Origin of the sequence: Lentzea albidocapillata subsp. violacea (assembly GCF_900100275.1) — a bacterium.
GTDB classification, from domain to species: Bacteria; Actinomycetota; Actinomycetes; order Mycobacteriales; family Pseudonocardiaceae; genus Lentzea; species Lentzea violacea.
Map to the genome: position 1 here is coordinate 270,809 of NZ_FNET01000004.1, position 14,990 is coordinate 285,798.

The window sequence follows — 14,990 nt, forward strand, 5'->3', positions numbered from 1 at the left end:
ATGAAGAGGATCACTGTGCTCGGCGCGACGGGCTTCATCGGCTCGGCGGTGCTGAAAACCCTGGCACGCCGGGAAATCCGCCTTCGGGCCGTGGCCCGCAAACCGGCCGAGGTACCGCCCGGCCCGGCCGAGGTCGAGGTGGTGACCGCCGACCTCACCGACCGCGCCGAACTCGCGCACGCGGTCGAGGGCTCGGACGCGGTCGTCTACCTGCTGCTCGGCGACGGTGGCTGGCGCGCCGCCGAGGAGGGCTCCGCCGAGCGCGTGAACGTCGGTGTCATGCAGGACCTGCTCGACGTGCTGGGCCGCGACGACGGCGTTCGCCCGGTGGTCGTCTACGGCGGCGCGGCGTCGCAGGTCGGTGTGCCGCAACGGGAACCGCTCGACGGCAGCGAACCGGACAGGCCCGAGACCGCGTACGACCGGCAGAAGCTGCGCGCCGAAGTGCTGCTGGAGCGGGCGACGGCCGCCGGCCGGGTGCGGGGCATCAGCCTGCGGCTGCCCACCGTGTTCGGCGAGAGCACGCCGGGCGGTGGTCACGACCGCGGTGTCGTGTCCGCGATGGCGGCCAGGGCGCTCGACGGGCAGCCGCTCACGATGTGGCACGACGGCACCGTGCGCCGCGATCTGGTGCACGTCGACGACATCGCCGCCGCGTTCGCCGCGGCACTCGCCCGCCCCGATCCGTTGTCCGGCAGGCATTGGCTGCTCGGGGCGGGCCGCGGTGACGCGCTCGGCGACGTGTTCCGGCTCATCTCCGCCATCACGTCCGAGCACACCGGGGCGCCGCCGGTCGAGGTGACCTCGGTCCAGGCCCCCTCGCACGCCCCCGTGACCGACTTCCGCAGCGTGACCATCGACTCCTCCGCGTTCCGGGCCGTCACCGGCTGGCGCCCGGAGATCCCGCTGGGGGAAGGGATCCACCGAACCATCGCCGCACTCGCCCGAAAGGCTCGCCCATGACCACGCGTGTTTGGGACTACCTCCTCGAATACCAGAACGAACGGCTCGACATCCTCGACGCCGTCGAGAAGGTGTTCGACTCCGGGCAGCTCGTGCTCGGGGAGAGCGTGCGCGGGTTCGAGGAGGAGTTCGCCACCTACCACGGCGTCGGGCACTGCGTCGGTGTCGACAACGGCACGAACGCGATCACGCTCGGGCTGCAGGCGCTGGGCGTCCAGCCGGGCGACGAGGTGATCACGGTGTCGAACACCGCGGCGCCGACCGTCATCGCGATCGACAACGCGGGTGCCACGCCGGTGTTCGTCGACGTCCGCGAGGAGGACTTCCTCATGGACACCACGCAGATCGAAGCGAAGATCACCGACCGCACGCGTTGCCTGGTGCCGGTGCACCTCTACGGGCAGTGCGTGGACATGACGGCAATCCGGGCGATCGCGGACAAGCACGGTCTGAGCGTGCTGGAGGACTGCGCGCAGGCGCACGGTGCCCGTCAGCACGGCAGGATCGCCGGCTCGACCGGTGACGTGGCGGCGTTCTCCTTCTACCCCACCAAGGTCCTCGGCGCGTACGGCGACGGCGGCGCGGTGATCACCCCGCATGACAACGTCGCCGCCCAGCTGCGCCGGCTGCGCTACTACGGCATGGACAAGATCTACTACACGGTCCAGACCCCGGCGCACAACAGCCGCCTCGACGAGGTCCAGGCGGAGATCCTGCGGCGCAAGCTGACCCGGCTCGACACCTACGTCGCCGCGCGAAGGGCTGTGGCGCAACGGTACGAGGAAGGCCTCGGAGACACCGATCTCCTCCTGCCCAAGACCAACGAGGGCAACGACCACGTGTACTACGTCTACGTCGCAAGGCATCCGCGGCGTGACGACATCATCGAGCGCCTCAAGTCGTACGACATCCACCTGAACATCAGCTATCCCTGGCCCGTGCACACGATGAGCGGTTTCGCCCACCTCGCGGAGCGCACCGGCTCGTTGCCCGTCACCGAGGCACTGGCGGGCGAGATCTTCTCGCTGCCGATGTACCCCTCGCTGTCGCCCGACCTGCAGGACAAGGTCATCCACGCGCTGCGCCAGGTCCTGGCCACGCTCTGAGATCGCAGGAGCTCACATGAAAGTCCGCACGCTCGCAGTGGAAGGCGCGCTGGAGTTCACCCCGCAGGTGTTCGGTGACGACCGGGGCAGGTTCCTCTCCCCGTTCCAGGAAGCGGCGTTCGCCGACGCGCACGGTGCGCCGCTCTTCCCGGTGAGGCAGACGAACCACAGCGTGTCCGCCCGCGGTGTGGTCAGGGGCATCCACTACACCACCGCTCCGCCGGGCTGCGCCAAGTACGTCTACTGCGCGGCCGGGTCGGCCATCGACATCGTGGTCGACATCCGCGTCGGCTCGCCGACGTTCGGCCGGTGGGACTCCGTGCTGATGGACCAGAACCACCACCGCACCCTGTACTTCCCGGTCGGCGTCGGGCACGCGTTCATCGCTCTCGAAGACAACACCGTGATGTCGTACATGATCTCCGGCACCTACGTCGCGGAGCACGAACTCGCCCTCGACGTTCTCGACCCGGCCCTCGGTCTGCCCGTGCCGAAGGACGTCCCGCCGATTCTGTCCGAAAGGGACGGTGTCGCGATCACCCTCGCCCAGGCGAAGGAACAGGGTCTGCTGCCCGGCTACGAGCTCTGCCGGCAGATCGAACAGGAACTGACGCAGGCCGTCGTCTCCCTCTGACCTCCAGACCGAACTCGTTCACCCATCAGGAGAAGCTCGCCATGACCCAGACTCTGCCCCAGCCGCAAGACGTCGGTGCGCTCTACGACAAGCTGACCCTGAGCGCGATGCGCGACGGCAGCTTCAACACCAACGTGCACATCGGTTACTGGGACTCGCCGGACTCCACCGCCACGATCGACGAGGCGATGGACCGGCTCACCGACGTGTTCATCGAGAAGCTCGGCGTCGGCGCGTCCTCGCACGTCCTCGACCTGGGCTGCGGGGTGGGCGGCCCGGGCCTGCGGCTGGCGGGCCGGACCGGCGCGCGGGTGACGGGCGTCAGCATCAGCGCGGAACAGGTCAAGACCGCGAACAAGCTCGCCGCCGAGACGGGTCTCGCCGCCAGGGCGGTCTTCGAGCACGCCGACGCGCTGGACCTGCCGTTCCAGGACGGCTCGTTCGACGCGGTGATGGCGCTGGAGTCGATCTGCCACATGCCCGACCGCGACCAGGTGTTCCGCGAGATCTTCCGCGTCCTCAAGCCCGGCGGCCGGGTGGTGCTGACCGACATCTTCGACCGCTACCCGCGCAAGGAGGTCCGCAGCCCCGGCATCGACAAGTTCTGCCGCGACCTCATGTGCACCACGGCCGACATCGACGACTACGTGCCGATGCTGCACCGCGCGGGCCTGCGCCTGCACAGCATCGACGACATCACCGAGCAGAGCACGCTGCGCCTGGCCGACGAGATCGAGAAGCTCGGTGGCTTCGAGGAACGTCCCGTGGCGATGGACGAGGGCAACTTCGAGTTCTCCGACGACGCCTTCAAGCCGGGTGACCTGTCCGGCGCGGACGACTTCGGCTGCCTGCTGGCCGTCGCGGTCCATCCCTGAAAGCACTGACGCGGCAGGGCGACCCTGGGTCGCCCTGCCTCTCCGACGAAGGGCGCGCACGCGATGACGGGCAAGACAGAGCGGACCGACGTGCTGATCGCGGGTGGCGGTCCGGTCGGAATGGCGCTGGCGATCGACCTGACGTACCGGGGGATCGGCTGCGTGGTCGCCGAGGCCGGTGACGGCGAGGTCCGGCACCCCAAGGTGAGCACGATCGGCCCCCGGTCGATGGAACTGTTCCGCCGCTGGGGACTCGCGGACGCGATCCGGAACGCGGGCTGGCCGTCCGACCACCCGCTGGACATCGCCTGGGTCACCAAGATCGGCGGGTACGAGCTGCACCGCTACCGCCGGGGCACCGCCGCCGACCGGCCGGTGTTCCAGCACACCCCCGAACCCGACCAGATCTGCCCGGCGCACTGGCTCAACCCCGTGCTGGCGCAGGCGACCGGCGCACCGTTGCGGCTGCGGACCTCGCTCAGCGACGTGACGCAGAACGACGACCACGTGCACGCCGTGCTCACCGATCTGGACACCGGCGCGAAGACCGAGGTCCAGGCCCGGTACCTGGTCGCGTGCGACGGCGCGGCGTCCCCGATCCGGCAGGCGTGCGGCATCGGCTCCCCCGCGCGCTTCCAGCCCCAGATCTTCCGCAACATCCTGTTCCGCGCCCCCGAACTGCGCGCCCGCCTCGGCGACAGCACCGCTCTGGTGCACTTCCTCGTCCGCTCACCCGTGCTGCGCTTCCCGTTGCGCTCACTGGACGGCGACGCGCTGTTCAACATGGTCGTCGGCGTCGAGGACGAGCACGCCGAACGGGCCGAGGCGCAGTCCCTCATCCGGGACGCGATCGCGTTCGAGACGCCGTTCGAGGTGCTGAGCGACGGCGACTGGCACCTGACCCACCGCGTCGCCGACCGCTACCGGCACGGCCGCGTGTTCCTCGCGGGCGACGCCGCGCACACCCTGTCCCCCTCCGGCGGCTTCGGCCTCAACACCGGCATCGCCGACGCGGCGGACCTGGGCTGGAAGATCGCCGCCACGCTCGGCGGCTGGGCGGGGCCGCGCCTACTCGACAGCTACGAGGCCGAACGCCGGCCGATCGCCGAGGCGAGCCTGAACGAGGCCAACACGAACCTGCGGCGCACGATGGACCGCGAGGTGCCGCAGGACATCGACGGCCCTGACGGCGAACAAGCCCGCAAGGCCATGTCCGAACGGCTCGCGTCGAGCGGCGCGCACCGCGAGTTCGACGCCCCGGAAATCCACTTCGGACTCCGCTACCGGTCGTCGGTGATCGTCGACGACCCCGGCCAGTCCCCCGCGATCACCGTCCCGGACGCGGCCTGGCGGCCCGGTGGCGAACCGGGCAGGCGAGCGGCGCACGCCTGGTGGGACGCCACGACGTCCACTTTGGACCTCTTCGGTCCGGGCTTCGTCCTGCTCCGCTTCGGTGACGACGAACGGCTTCCGCTCTTCGAGGCCGCGTTCGCCGAACGCGGTGTGCCGCTGAGCGTGCGCCACAGCGACAACGACGAGCTGGCCAAGCTCTACGACCGCGCCTTCGTCCTGGTTCGCCCGGACGGCCACGTGGCGTGGCGGGGTGACGCGCTGCCGGACGACCCGGCGAATCTGGCCGACACGGTGCGCGGAGCCGCGTTGCAGGCACCCCGGGCCGAGATGCCCACGACCCCGGCCTCCGTCGACTCGCTGCCCGCCGTGCTCGCGGCGGGCCAGGTCGCGCCGATCGTCACCGTCGACTACTTCGGTGGCACGAACTGGGTGGTGTGCGACCCGGACCTCGCCCGCACCGCGCTGCTGGACTCCCGGCTCAGCAAGGACATGGCGCTCGCACCGGAGTGGATGCGGATCCCCGGCGCGATGCTCGGTGCCCAGCCACGCGCCGAGGTCGCCAAGGCCATGGTGATGAGCGAGGGCGCGGAGCACACCCGGATCCGGCGCCTGCACGCGAAGTTCTTCACGCCCCGCAAGCTCGGCGAGTGGGGTGAGCGGATCACGAAGCTCGCCGAGGGGCTGCTGGACGACCTCACGTCGGAGCAGGACGAGGTGAACCTCGTCGACCGCTTCACCTTCGCGCTGCCGCTGGGCTTCTTCAGCGAGCTGATCGGCGTGCCACCGCACCTGAGGCCCGCGCTGCGCGAGGTCACCGACAACATCATCTACTCGCAGGACCAGGACGAGCGTGCCGCCGGGGTGGGTGGGCTCGCCGGCACGGTCGCGCAGTGGGCCGCCGAGGGAAACGTGCTGGAACAGGGGTTCGTCACGGACCTGCTGGCGGCGCAGGCCGAGGACGCGGTCAGCCTCAACGAGGTCGTCACGTGGACGACAGGCCTGATCATGGCGGGCTACGAGTCCACCGCCAGCCTGATCGCCTCGTCGATCCACGAGGCCCTGCGCCGCCCGCCCGGCGAACGCCCCCGCACCGACGCCGAACTCGGCGACTGGGTCGAGGAGACCCTGCGCGTGCAGCCGCCGCTGCCGCACGCGACGTGGCGGTTCGCCACCGAGGACGTCGAACTCGGTGGCTACCTGATCCCGAAGGGCGCGCCGGTGCAGGTGAACCTCGCCGCGGCCAACCGCTGCCCGCACCGCACCGCCGGGGACGAGTTCGTGCCCGGCACCGGGGGCGACAACGTGAGCTTCGGCCTCGGCCGGCACCTCTGCCTCGGCGCGCCGCTGGCCCGGCTGGAGGCACGGATCGCCCTCGGCACGTTCCTCACCCGCTTCCCGCACGCCCGCCTGAGCACGACGAACGAGGTGCGGTGGGAGTCCGACTGGATCATCCGCCGCATCAGCGCCCTGCCCGTCGTGCTGTCGCCTGCCCAGGAGGACTGAGATGAACCACGAAGGACCGGACGACTCGGTGAGCCAGATGCTGGTGCACCTGCGCGCGGCACACCTGCTGCGCGCGGCGGTGGTGCTCGACCTGGCCGACACGCTGGAGGACGAGGCGCTCTCCGTGGCGGATCTGGCCGTCCGCACGGGCACCGACCCCGGCGTGCTCGGCAGGCTGCTGGCGGCACTGGCGAGCTTCGGCGTCTTCACCCTGACCGAGGACGGCCGGTACGCGCACACCGCGCTCTCCCGGACGATGTGCTCCACGCACCCGGTGGGCCGCATCCTCGCCCAGGACCTGAAGTCCGACGCCACGTGGCAGGCGTGGAGCAGCCTCGCCGCCGCCGCGAAGGAAGGCCGCAGCCCGTTCGCGGTGGTGCACGGCACCGACTTCTACAGCTACATCAGCGAACACGACCCAGAGCAGGCCGCGAGCTTCCACCAGGCCATGAACAACGCCACCGAAGAGGACAACGGCGACGTCGTCGCGGCACTGGGCCTGCCAGCCACGGGCCTGGTGGTCGACGTCGGCGGTGGCCGCGGCGGGCTGCTGCGCGACGTCCTGCGGGCCGCACCAGAGCTGCGGGGTGTGCTGTTCGACGTCGAGGGGGTCGTCGCCGACGCCCTGCCGGAGCTGGTCAGCGACCCGCTCGCCTCGCGCTGCGAGACCGTGGCCGGGGACGCGCTGGCCGCCGTTCCCGAGGGCGCGGACCTGTACCTGCTGCGGTTCATCCTGCACAACTGGGGCGACGAGGACTGCGTCCGCATCCTGGAGTCCTGTGCCCGCGCGGCGAAGCCGGGTTCCCGGATCGTCGTGGTCGAGGTGCTCCTGGAGAAGTCCGGCACACCCGACGCGTACACCGCGATGGCGGACATGGGGATGTTCGTGCTGTTCGGCAGCCAGGAACGCACCGAGGCCGAGTACGCGGGCCTGTTCGACCGGGCGGGGCTCGAGTACCGCGGCTCGACGGCGACCGAGTCGCTGCACCTGTTCGAGGCCGTCGCACGCTAGCGACGACACGAGGGGCGCGCTCCAGACCGGAGCGCGCCCCTCGTCGTTCGGTCAGAGCGAGGAGATGAGGCGCTCCACGCGCTCGTCCACGGCCCGGAACGGGTCCTTGCACAGCACCGTGCGCTGCGCCTGGTCGTTCAGCTTCAGGTGCACCCAGTCGACGGTGAAGTCGCGACCGGCGGCCTGCGCGGCGGCGATGAAGTCACCGCGCAGCTTGGCGCGCGTGGTCTGCGGTGGGGTGTCCTTGGCGGCCTCGATCTCGCCGTCGTCGGTCACCCGCTCGACCTGGCCCTTGCGCTGCAGCAGGTCGAACACGCCACGGCCGCGGCGGATGTCGTGGTAGGCGAGGTCGAGCTGGGCGATGCGCGGGTTGGACAGGTCCATGTTGTGCTTTTCCATGTACCGGTTCATCAGGCGGTTCTTGATGGCCCAGTCGATCTCGCGGTCGATCTTGGTGAGGTCCTGCGACTCGACGGCGTCGAGCGTGCGGCCCCAGATTTCGAGGACGCGCTCCGCCATCGGGTCCGGCGAGCGCTTCGCGGTGTGCTCGACGGCCTTCTCGAAGTACTCGCGCTGGATGTCGAGCGCGGAGGCCTCCTTGCCGCCCGCGAGGCGGACCGTGCGGCGGCCGGTGAGGTCGTGGGAGATCTCGCGGATGGCGCGGATCGGGTTGTCCAGGGAGAAGTCGCGGAACTGGACGCCCTGCTCGATCATCTCCAGCACCAGGTTCGCGCTGCCGACCTTCAGCAGCGTCGTCACCTCGGACATGTTCGAGTCGCCGACGATGACGTGCAGGCGCCGGTAGCGCTCGGCGTCGGCGTGCGGCTCGTCGCGGGTGTTGATGATCGGGCGGGACCGCGTCGTCGCGGACGACACGCCCTCCCAGATGTGCTCGGCGCGCTGCGAGAGGCAGTACACGGCGCCGCGCGGAGTCTGCAGCACCTTGCCGGCGCCGCAGATGAGCTGGCGGGTCACCAGGAACGGCAGCAGCACGTCCGCGATGCGGGAGAACTCGCCGGCCCGTGCGACCAGGTAGTTCTCGTGGCAGCCGTAGGAGTTGCCCGCCGAGTCGGTGTTGTTCTTGAACAGGAAGATGTCCCCGCCGATGCCCTCGTCGGCGAGCCTGCGCTCGGCGTCGACGAGCAGGTCCTCCAGGATCCGCTCACCGGCCTTGTCGTGCGTGACGAGCTGGGCCAGGTCGTCGCACTCGGCCGTCGCGTACTCCGGGTGGGAGCCGACGTCGAGGTAGAGCCGGGAGCCGTTGCGCAAGAAGACGTTGGAAGAACGCCCCCACGAGACGACGCGGCGGAACAAGTACCGCGCGACCTCGTCCGGGGACAGACGACGCTGCCCGTGGAAGGTGCAGGTCACCCCGAATTCTGTCTCAATGCCGAAGATCCGCCGCTGCATGCCTCAACAGTAGGCGACTCTCAGGCGGAGCAGGGTGATCCGTTCGGGCGGCACGCCGGTTGCGGTTTAGTGTCGGTGGCGTGTGGAAACGGGTCAGCGCTCTCGACAAGAAGCTCATGAGCTCCTCCGCCAGACTGCCTCCGAGCAGGCTCGACACGGGTTTGAAGAGGCTTTCGAAAGCCGCCAACCACAGTCTGCTGTGGTTCGTCATCGCGGCGATTCTGGCGACTAGAAAAGGCCCGTACCGGCGTGGTGCGATGAGAGGCCTTGCGGCCATCACCGGGGCTTCTGCCAGCGCGAACCTGGTCGGGAAGTCGCTTTTCCCGCGCCGGCGGCCCGCCGCCGATCTGCTCGCGATGCGCCGCCGGCTGGCGAAGCGGCCGACGTCGTCGTCATTCCCGTCCGGTCACTCCGCGTCAGCGGCCGCTTTCGCCACCGCGGTGGCGATGGAATCACCCAAAGCAGGCGTGGTGATGGCGCCGATCGCGGCCGCCGTCGCCTATTCACGCGTCCACACGGGCGTTCATTGGCCGACGGATGTCGCGGTCGGCGCGGGCGTGGGCGTCGGCGCCGCGTTGCTGACGCGCCGGTGGTGGCCACTCGGGATCAACGAGCCCGCCTCGGCCTACGAACACGCCGACCTGACGTCGTTGCAGGACGGCGACGGGCTGGTCGTGGTGGTGAACCCGTTCTCGGGCATCGGCCCGGACCCGACGCCGCAGATCACCGAGGAGTGGCCGAAGGCGCAGGTCATCTCGATCGAGGAGATCGACGACCTGCCGGACGCGAAGGCGCTGGGGGTGGCCGGTGGCGACGGGACCGTGGCCGCCGTGGCCGCTGTCGCCGCCGAGCGCGACCTTCCGCTCGTGCTCATCCCCTCCGGCACGTTGAACCACTTCGCGCGGGACGTGGGCATCACCGGCCTGCACGACACGGCGCAGGCGGTCGCGGACGGCGTGGGTGTCCGGGTGGACATGGCGCAGGTCAACGGGCAGTGGTTCGTGAACACGGCGTCGCTGGGCGGCTACCCGGACATGGTGCGGATCCGCGAGAAACTGGAGAAGCGCTGGGGGAAGTGGCCCGCGGCGGGCATGGCGCTGTTCCGCGTGCTGCAACGCGCCAAGCCGCTGGACATCACCATCGACGGCGACAAGCACCTCGTCTGGTTGCTGTTCGTCGGCAACGGGCCGTACCGGCCGAAGGGTTTCGCGCCCACGATGCGGCCGCGGCTGGACGACGGCCTGCTCGACGTCCGGTACGTCCGGGCGGACCGGAAGTACTCGCGGACCAGGTTCTTCCTGGGCGCCCTGCTCGGCGCACTGGAGCACTCGCGCATGTACAAGCACCTCGAGGTCGCCTCGTTGAACGTCGAGGTGCACGGCGCCCCGATCTCGATCGCGACGGACGGCGAGGTGCGCGAGCGGGGCAACCACTTCAAGTTCCGTTCGCGGGCAGCCGCGCTCGGGATCTATCGCCCATAGTGTTCGACATTGTCGAACGTACGCAGGTAGAGTGGGGTGCGTGCCCGGACCCATTCAGTCCATTCAGCGCGCGGCCGAGGTCCTGAAGCTGCTCGCGCACGGTGGCGCGCACCAGCTGAGCGTCGGCGAGATCGCGCGCGCCCTGGACCTCGCGAAACCGACCGTGCACGGCATCCTGCGGACGTTGCAGGAGGTCGGGTTCGTCGAGCAGGAGGTCGAGGGCGGCAAGTACCGCCTGGGCGCCGCGCTGTTCCAGATCGGCACCTCCTACCTCGACGGCAACGAGCTACGCGCCAAGGCGTTGAACTGGTCGGACACGCTGGCGATGCGGGCGCGCGAGGCGGTGCGCATCGGCGTGATGCACGGCAAGCACGTGCTCGTGGTGCATCACGTGTTCCGCCCGGACAACAGCCGGCAGACGCTCGACACCGGCGCCCTGCTGCCGTGGAACGCGACGGCGCTGGGCAAGGCGCTGGTCGCGTTCGGCGACAACTGGCCCGACGGAGACCTGCAGGCCTTCACCCGCCACACGCTCGACCCCGAGCAGCTGCACGCCGACATGAACGTGGTCCGCGTCCGCGACTGGGCCTACGACCTGCACGAACTCGTCGAGGGCGAAGCGTCGGTGGCCGCCCCGATTCGAGACAGGCGTGGCGTGGTCGTGGGGGCGATCGGCATCTCCGGGCCGGTCGAGCGACTGTGCGACTCACCCGATCAGCCGCCGCGCCTCGAACTCGTGTCCTACGTACGTGAGGCAGCTCGCAGCGTTTCGAGGGAGCTCGGCGGGCTCTCCTGGTAGTACTGTGAAATCGTTCGACAATGTCGAATGGCTCGCACAAGGGAGTGCACGTGGCTTACATCGCGGCGATAGACCAGGGCACGACGTCGTCCCGGTGCATCGTGTTCGACCAGGCCGGCGGGATCGTGTCGGTCGCTCAGCGGGAGCACCGCCAGATCTTCCCGAAGCCGGGCTGGGTGGAGCACGACGCCTCCGAGATCTGGACGAACGTGCAGGCCGTCGTGCGCGACGCCCTATCTCACGCTTCTCTCTCGCTCGGTGACATCGCCGCGTTCGGCATCACGAACCAGCGCGAGACGACGGTCGTGTGGGACAAGGCGACCGGCGAGCCCGTACACAACGCGATCGTCTGGCAGGACACGCGCACGGACGCGTTGATCAGGCGGCTCGGCGACCAGGACAGGTTCCGCGAGCGCTCCGGCCTGCCGCTGGCGACCTACTTCTCCGGCCCGAAGCTGCGGTGGCTGCTCGACAACGTCGAAGGGCTGCGCGCACGGGCCGAACGCGGCGAGGTCCTGTTCGGCACCATGGACACCTGGCTGATCTGGAACCTGACCGGCCGCCACGTCACCGACGTCACCAACGCCTCGCGCACCATGCTGATGAACCTGGAGACCCTCGACTGGGACCAGGAGCTGGTGGACGCGATGGACGTCCCGCGCGAGATGCTGCCCGAGATCCGGTCCTCCTCCGAGGTCTACGGCACCTACGAGGGCGTGCCCGTCGCGTCGGCGCTCGGTGACCAGCAGGCCGCGCTGTTCGGCCAGACCTGCTTCGAGCCCGGCGAAGGCAAGTGCACCTACGGCACGGGCGCGTTCCTGCTGATCAACACCGGCGGCAAGCCGGTGCACTCGCAGAACGGCCTGCTCACCACCGTGGGCTACCAGATCGGCGACCAGCCGGCCGCGTACGCGCTGGAAGGCGCCGTGGCTGTGACGGGCGCGCTGGTGCAGTGGTTCCGTGACAAGGTCGGGCTGATCTCGTCGGCGGCCGAGATCGAGACTCTCGCGCGCACGGTGGACGACAACGGCGGCGCGTACTTCGTGCCCGCGTTCTCGGGCCTCTTCGCACCGCACTGGCGCAGCGACGCGCGTGGCGTGATCGCCGGCCTGACGGGCTACATCTCGCGCGGGCACCTCGCACGGGCCGTGCTGGAGGCATCGGCCTGGCAGACGCGTGAGGTCGTGGACGCGATGAACGCCGATTCCGGTGTGGACCTCACAACGTTGCGCGTCGACGGCGGCATGACGGCGAACAACCTGCTCATGCAGTTCCTGTCGGACGTGCTGGACGTGCCGGTGGTGCGCCCGATCGTGGCCGAGACGACGTGCCTGGGCGCGGCGTACGCGGCCGGTCTCGCGGTGGGCTACTGGAGCGGCACCGACGAACTGAAAGCCAACTGGCACAAGGCGGCCGAGTGGGAGCCGTCGATGGAACCGGCGGCGCGGGCTCGCGGCTACCGGAAGTGGAAGAAGGCGGTCGAGCGGACCGTCGGGTGGATGGACGAGGACGATGACTGACTCAACACAGCGAATCCGCGCTCGCGAAGAGCTGCAGCACGGCAAGTTCGACGTAGTCGTGATCGGCGGTGGCATCCTGGGCATCGCGACCACGTGGGCCGCGGCCCGTTCGGGGCTGCGGGTCGCGCTGGTCGAGAGCGGCGACTTCGCGGGCGCCACGTCGTCCGCGTCGTCCAAGCTCGTGCACGGCGGCCTGCGCTACCTCGCGATGGGCCCGTCGGCGGTGCCGATGGTGCACGAGAACCACAAGGAACGCCGCGCGCTGGGCGACCACCTGGCCCCGCACCTGGTGCGCCCGTTGCCGTTCCTCGTCCCCGTCTACAAGGGCGGCCCGCACAGCCGGTTCGTGCTGGGCGCGGGCGTCACGTTGTACTCCGCGCTGTCGGGCTTCGGCGACGGCATGGGGAAGGTGCTGTCGGCGCGCAGGGCCGCGGAGTGGGTGCCTGACCTGCGCGCCGACGGTCTGCGCGGTGCCGCGATGTACTACGACCACCAGATGAACGACAGCCGAGTGGCGATCACCGCCGCCCGCGCCGCCGCCGAGGCCGGTGCCGTGCTGCTCAACCACATCTCGGTCGTGGGCCTGCGCAGGACCGGCGGGCAGGTCACCGGTGTCGACCTGCGTGACTCGCTCGGCGAGTTCGGCGTGGACGCTCGCGTGGTGGTGAACGCGACCGGCCCGTGGCTCGATGTGCTGCGGCGCATGGAAGATCCCGCCGCCGACCCGTCGATCCGCCTGTCCAAGGGCTCGCACCTGGTGCTGAAGCAGACCTCGGAGTGGAAGGCCGCGCTGACGATCCCCGTCGACGACGTGCGCGTGTCGTTCGCGATCCCGTGGGAGGGCCACCTCCTGCTCGGCACCACCGACGAGGCCTACGAGGGCGACCCGGCTCAGGTCGCCTGCACCGACGCCGACATCGACCAGATCCTCGACGAGGCGGGCGTCGCGGTGTCCGGTTTGGACCGTGCGCGCATCGCGTACACGTTCGCGGGCTTGAGGGTTCTGCCCGGCGGCCCCGGCGACACCTCCCATGCCAAGCGCGAGACGGTGATCACCGCCGGCTCCGGCGGCATGATCAGCGTGGCCGGCGGCAAGTGGACGACGTTCCGCAAGATCGGCGCCACCGTCCTGGCCCGCGTGAACTCCGAACTAGGCCGCACCTTCGACGGCCCGCTCGACGGCGTGGCGCTGCCCGGCTCGGCGCAGCCCGACACCGTGGGTTCCGTGCTGGGCCACGCTTTCGACGCGCTGCCCGACGACGTGGTCCGCCACCTCGCCACGCACTACGGCACGACGTCGCACGAGGTCGTCGCCCTCGGCCTGGAGAACCCGGCGCTGCTGGAGCGCGTCCATCCGGACGGCCCGGACATCTGGGCCCAGGTCGAGCACGCCCGCCGCACCGAGTGGGCGTCCGAAGTGGACGATGTGCTGCGCCGCCGCACCACCGTGATGGTGCGCGGGCTCGACTCCCCCGAGGTCCGTTCGCGGGTGTCGGAGCTGCTGGCTTCCTAGAGTTTTAGGGCGCGTTCCACGAGGTAGTCGGCCAGTTCGGGTGCCGAGTGGAACGCGCTGCGCAGCGCCAGCGTCCCGTCGCAGCCGAGCACGACCTCTTCCCGTGACACCGCACGGTGTTCGAGGTGCAGTCCCTCCAGGTAGGCGTCGATGATCGCCTCGCGCACGGGCGGCAGGCGGGCGACCGCCATCCGTCCCGCCTGCGCGAGCCCCACGAGCAGCTGACCGAGGTCCGCGCCGACCGGGCACGGGCACTGCCAGGCCACGTCGATCACGACGAACGACTCCGGGTCTTCGACCGGCACCAGCAGGTTCTGCGGGCACGCGTCGTTGTGCCCGGTCGCCTGCGGCAGGGCCTCCAGCCGCGCCAGCAGTTCAGGAATCCGGCGGGCGAGCGGCGAGCAGTCCGGCCGCAGGAACGCCTCCCTGACCAGCCTTCCCTCGTACAGCACCCGCAACGCCCTGCCCGGCGCGCCGCCGAACCTGCGCCCCGCCCACCGGCCGAGCGCCAGCGCGGCCCGCCGAAATCTCGGCAGGTCCCACTCCACGTCCGCGCAGCGCACGTCCTCCAGCCACAACGCGATCCGGTCGCCGAGGTCGTCCACCCGCAGCACGCGCGGCCGGCGGAAACCGGGCGGCAAGGCGAAGTCCGACAGCAGGAAGTCCGCCTCGTCGCGCCACGGGAAGTCGCCGACCACGTCGCTCAGCTCCGCCGGGATGTGCGGCCGTCGCAGAACCTTCACGAACGTCGACTCCCCCGCCGACACCACCCGGTAGACCGCCGCCGTCGTCAGTGCGACCGGGTCGAACGCCACCGGCAC

The 14,990-nt window shown here is 70.3% G+C and carries 12 protein-coding genes; 10 read left to right on the top strand and 2 right to left on the bottom strand.

From position 1 onward, the window contains the following. The 6 genes from BLR21_RS11705 to BLR21_RS11730 all read left to right on the top strand — a co-directional run bounded on the left by BLR21_RS11705 (position 1) and on the right by BLR21_RS11730 (position 7,446). On the top strand, positions 1–963 hold the full coding sequence (locus tag BLR21_RS11705) for an NAD-dependent epimerase/dehydratase family protein (protein ID WP_090005850.1): 963 nt from the start codon (positions 1–3) through the stop codon (positions 961–963). Then, positions 960–2,069, top strand: coding sequence for a DegT/DnrJ/EryC1/StrS family aminotransferase (locus BLR21_RS11710; protein WP_090005851.1), 1,110 nt, complete (start codon positions 960–962; stop codon positions 2,067–2,069). Before BLR21_RS11705 ends, BLR21_RS11710 begins: the two co-directional genes overlap by 4 nt. A 16-nt stretch (positions 2,070–2,085) precedes the next feature. Then, positions 2,086–2,703, top strand: coding sequence for a dTDP-4-dehydrorhamnose 3,5-epimerase family protein (locus BLR21_RS11715; protein WP_090005852.1), 618 nt, complete (start codon positions 2,086–2,088; stop codon positions 2,701–2,703). Between the two features lie 41 nt (positions 2,704–2,744). Beyond that, on the top strand, positions 2,745–3,578 hold the full coding sequence (locus BLR21_RS11720) for an SAM-dependent methyltransferase (protein WP_218130853.1): 834 nt from the start codon (positions 2,745–2,747) through the stop codon (positions 3,576–3,578). Between the two features lie 63 nt (positions 3,579–3,641). Next, positions 3,642–6,434, top strand: coding sequence for a cytochrome P450 (locus BLR21_RS44395; protein WP_090005853.1), 2,793 nt, complete (start codon positions 3,642–3,644; stop codon positions 6,432–6,434). 1 nt (position 6,435) lies between these two features. After that, the gene (locus BLR21_RS11730) at positions 6,436–7,446 is read left to right on the top strand and encodes a methyltransferase (protein ID WP_090005854.1); all 1,011 of its coding nucleotides are present in this window, start codon (positions 6,436–6,438) and stop codon (positions 7,444–7,446) included. A gap of 51 nt (positions 7,447–7,497) precedes the next feature. On the opposite strand, the gene pafA is transcribed toward BLR21_RS11730, so the two are convergent. Next, positions 7,498–8,856 carry a Pup--protein ligase gene (pafA, locus tag BLR21_RS11735; protein WP_090005855.1) on the bottom strand — a complete coding sequence of 453 codons (1,359 nt, stop codon included), beginning with the start codon at positions 8,854–8,856 and terminating at the stop codon, positions 7,498–7,500. A gap of 116 nt (positions 8,857–8,972) precedes the next feature. Between pafA and BLR21_RS11740 the strand changes: the two genes are divergently transcribed. The 4 genes from BLR21_RS11740 to BLR21_RS11755 are packed head-to-tail and all read left to right on the top strand — an operon-like array spanning position 8,973 to position 14,169. Further along, entirely contained in the window at positions 8,973–10,337 is a 1,365-nt protein-coding gene (locus BLR21_RS11740) for a bifunctional phosphatase PAP2/diacylglycerol kinase family protein (protein WP_090006052.1), read from the top strand. Between the two features lie 40 nt (positions 10,338–10,377). Next, positions 10,378–11,136, top strand: a complete 759-nt coding sequence (locus tag BLR21_RS11745) for an IclR family transcriptional regulator (protein WP_090005856.1) — start codon at positions 10,378–10,380, stop codon at positions 11,134–11,136. A 50-nt stretch (positions 11,137–11,186) separates the two neighbouring features. Beyond that, positions 11,187–12,656, top strand: coding sequence for a glycerol kinase GlpK (gene glpK, locus BLR21_RS11750; protein WP_256334637.1), 1,470 nt, complete (start codon positions 11,187–11,189; stop codon positions 12,654–12,656). After that, entirely contained in the window at positions 12,649–14,169 is a 1,521-nt protein-coding gene (locus BLR21_RS11755; protein ID WP_090005858.1) for a glycerol-3-phosphate dehydrogenase/oxidase, read from the top strand. The genes glpK and BLR21_RS11755 overlap by 8 nt, the downstream gene beginning before the upstream one ends. On the opposite strand, the gene BLR21_RS11760 is transcribed toward BLR21_RS11755, so the two are convergent. Beyond that, positions 14,166–14,984 carry a hypothetical protein gene (locus BLR21_RS11760; RefSeq protein WP_256334638.1) on the bottom strand — a complete coding sequence of 273 codons (819 nt, stop codon included), beginning with the start codon at positions 14,982–14,984 and terminating at the stop codon, positions 14,166–14,168. The genes BLR21_RS11755 and BLR21_RS11760 overlap by 4 nt on opposite strands. Between the last annotated feature and the right edge of the window lie 6 nt (positions 14,985–14,990).